A 2,750-nucleotide genomic window follows, 5' to 3' on the forward strand; every position below is an offset into this window, starting at 1 on the left:
AATCCGCATGCCACGTTCTGTGGGAACCGGGGGCGGGCGACCGCCTCCGGTGACCCGGTGATGTGGAAACGGAGCCAAGGGTGAACCATTAAGGCACCGCCAGACGAAAGAGGCGGCAAACAGATATGTTCAGCCTACCGCCACCGCGCCACATCTCGACTCTACCCATCAGCGAAGTGGCCGCACGGCTGATTGTGGTCCGTTCAATGGGGCATAGCGGACTGGATTTGCTCACGTTGAGTTCTTCGCATTTTGACCCTGAACGGACGTCAGCACAACAGGGGGGCGCATTCAATAGTCTGGCGTCTGCATCCGCTCTGTTCAACATGACACGGAACCTCGGCGGCGCCATCGGCATCGCCGCGCTGCAGACGCTGAGCGCCTATCAGCCGGCGCTTCTCAGTGACGAGCCGATGGAGCAGGCGCAGGCGCGCAGAGGTCCCGCGATCGGGCTCGTGATCGACGGGCACACGCCACAATGGATGCCGGAACGAGATCACAATATGCGTAAGCGCGTCCGCAACGACGAGGAGACCATCGCCGCCCGCAGGGTCCTATGAAGCACTTCTAAACCGCCCGTGCGCTGCTGGGGAGCGCGGGCAAAGCCGGTTTACGCACCGGAAACTCTCTTTTCGGCGGTGCCGGGATCAATCCTTCCCTTATGGCCTGCTTCCGAGCAAGCTTGCGGGCTCGACGTACAGCCTCAGACTTTTCGCGACTTCTTTTTTCCGATGGCTTTTCGTAGGAACGTCGCCGCTTCATTTCTCTAAAGACGCCCTCGCGTTGCATCTTCTTCTTTAGAACGCGGAGCGCCTGGTCGATGTTGTTATCGCGGACAAGTACTTGCAATGTCGTTTGCTCCGATCGGTTGACACAAGCCCGAGCCAAAACGCAGCGCCGTTCGGTGCCTGCTTTGGCAGTACGTCGAATCGTTCACCCACAACTGACTGTTTATTGCGAGCGCGCAAAAGCCCGCTCAATCCGAGGACAGAGCGGGCCGCACCACCGTTCCAGTACATCCGGGAAACGGCAAAACTGACTGAGTACCTAGCCCAGCGAAAGATTCTCGGCCGAGGTTGTGCCCCGCCTCGGGTCGGTTTTGATCTCAAAGTTCACCCGCTGGCCTTCTGCCAGGCGGTGAAGGCCTGCCCGCTCCACAGTGCTGACATGGACGTACACGTCCTTTCCGCCGTCATCGGGAGTGATAAATCCGAATCCCTTCTGACCGTTGAACCACTTTACGATGCCTGTAGACATTTTTGTTTCTCCAAAGCGCGAGCGCTTACGCCGCGCGAAAGCACCACTTCGCTTTTTTTAATGCGACGATGTCTTTGGAAAAGGGTCTCTGCGACCGATCTACAAGGCGCAAGGCCAATCGAATGATGTCAAGCTATACACTTATTTCGGGGATGCAAGGAGCGTTTCGATGACCGGACGATATATCTGTTGTCCAACTCAGTTTAGGGCCTACGCGAGTTCAGTTTGAACCAAGCGAAGACCTGGGAGTTGGTAGGCATCATCGGCAGTGGTTCCACAGGTGTCGGTGGCTGAGAGACATTGCGCTCCCGCCTGTTGATCGTGAGCCGGTCATGACGCGCTACTATTTCGACATTCGAAGCGGACAAGACCTTTACCCTGATGAAGAGGGGCTGGACCTGCCCGATCAGAGGGCGGCCGAGATCGAAGCCGCGAATTCGCTGATCGGCCTAGCTAAGGATCTTCCGCCCCTCGACGAGCGAGAGGATGTCGCAATTGAGGTTCGTACAGAAACTGAAGCGCTTTTCAGAGCCGCATTCATTTTTGAACCTACTCGATTGAAACATTAAAGGCACCACGGACCTTACCGGGCGGCGCTGGGCCAATAGGAGATCACCAGCGGCCCGCCCTGCGCACGACGAGCGAGGCTCTCCCCTTCAATTCCAACAAAATCGGAGCTCGCAGAGCCGAGCACACGTGCCGATCGCCTACGCAATCACGTTCAGGAAGCCGGTCGTTGACAGACTGACCAGGTCAACCGGCGCTATTTCTTCCTCCCTGGCACGAAGCTTGGTTGCTAGGTCGCCGCCTTCTGGCTGGGCGCCGCAGTAATGACCTTGATTTTTTCCTTTTTGGGCTTCTTGGCTTCCCGATTTGCTCGCCGCTCACCTTTGGCGATGTCGATCTTCTCCTGTTTCTCGAGACGATCGAATTCGTCGGGTCCTGCCCGCGTGGGGTGCAGATCCTCACATCCGTGTCGCCCTGTTGCAGAAGCTGCCTCGCCTTCCTTAGCGCGGCCGCTGCCGTGATGCGGGCGAGATTTTCGCGAGATCCTTCGTAGCTGCCGCCGACCAGGTATTTTAGTTGTATCCGCCCGGAGCCGGAGCGACGCTTTGACGCGTTTTCCTTGCGCGAACCGGTAGCCGCTTCGCTGGAAAGCCCCTTAGGCATGAAAGATGGCCGCAGCGAGCACCAGGATAAGAAGTAACAACGGCACAATGACAGGTGGCACGATCCAGTCGGCCAGGCGAGATCGCCGCAAGGAATGCTCCTGCTGCTTTGCGGCGGGAGCGCGCGCGCCCCCAGTCACCGGTGAATGCCGTGGGGATTGCGGTGATCCCCGACCGTACGCCGATAATCCGACGATAGCGAGCGCTAAAGCGTCTGGCGCCGGCCGCGGCAGAAGCACGCAACACGCGACAAGGAACCGCTTCCGCCGCTCGGCAAGAAAGCGATAGCTATTGCGGCTGAACGGGCGCATGCTGCCCTCTAGG

5 protein-coding genes are annotated in these 2,750 nt (G+C 58.6%); 2 read left to right on the top strand and 3 right to left on the bottom strand.

All coding sequences use genetic code 11. The annotated features are described in order from the left end of the window. Window positions 1-125 precede the first annotated feature (125 nt). Window positions 126-560: a hypothetical protein gene (locus tag ACFFWD_RS41870; RefSeq protein ID WP_376975272.1), complete on the top strand. Its 435-nt coding sequence runs from the start codon at window positions 126-128 to the stop codon at window positions 558-560. A 7-nt stretch (window positions 561-567) separates the two neighbouring features. Here the strand turns inward: ACFFWD_RS41870 and rpsU are convergent, their stop codons facing one another. Together rpsU and ACFFWD_RS41880 are read right to left on the bottom strand one after the other, a co-directional pair. Further along, window positions 568-849, bottom strand: coding sequence for a 30S ribosomal protein S21 (rpsU, locus tag ACFFWD_RS41875; RefSeq protein WP_376975255.1), 282 nt, complete (start codon window positions 847-849; stop codon window positions 568-570). A gap of 198 nt (window positions 850-1,047) precedes the next feature. Continuing rightward, complete coding sequence (locus tag ACFFWD_RS41880) at window positions 1,048-1,257, bottom strand: cold-shock protein (RefSeq protein WP_376975256.1); 210 nt, start codon at window positions 1,255-1,257, stop codon at window positions 1,048-1,050. Between the two features lie 332 nt (window positions 1,258-1,589). Here ACFFWD_RS41880 and ACFFWD_RS41885 point away from each other — a divergent pair, with 332 nt between their 5' ends. Next, a complete protein-coding gene (locus tag ACFFWD_RS41885; RefSeq protein ID WP_376975257.1) occupies window positions 1,590-1,826 on the top strand; it encodes a DUF6894 family protein in 237 nt (78 codons plus the stop codon). 593 nt (window positions 1,827-2,419) lie between these two features. On the opposite strand, the gene ACFFWD_RS41890 is transcribed toward ACFFWD_RS41885, so the two are convergent. Then, a partial coding sequence (locus ACFFWD_RS41890) for a hypothetical protein (RefSeq protein ID WP_376975258.1) occupies window positions 2,420-2,750 on the bottom strand: 331 nt, incomplete at its 5' end.

Origin of the sequence: Bradyrhizobium erythrophlei (genome assembly GCF_042430365.1) — a bacterium.
GTDB classification, from domain to species: domain Bacteria; phylum Pseudomonadota; class Alphaproteobacteria; order Rhizobiales; family Xanthobacteraceae; genus Bradyrhizobium; species Bradyrhizobium erythrophlei.

Bases quoted from the DNA above. Each gene is read 5' to 3' on its own strand.
- ACFFWD_RS41870 (WP_376975272.1), top strand. From the start codon at position 126: ATGTTCAGCCTACCGCCACCGCGCCACATCTCGACTCTACCCATCAGC.
- ACFFWD_RS41880 (WP_376975256.1), bottom strand. From the start codon at position 1,257: ATGTCTACAGGCATCGTAAAGTGGTTCAACGGTCAGAAGGGATTCGGA.
- ACFFWD_RS41885 (WP_376975257.1), top strand. From the start codon at position 1,590: ATGACGCGCTACTATTTCGACATTCGAAGCGGACAAGACCTTTACCCT.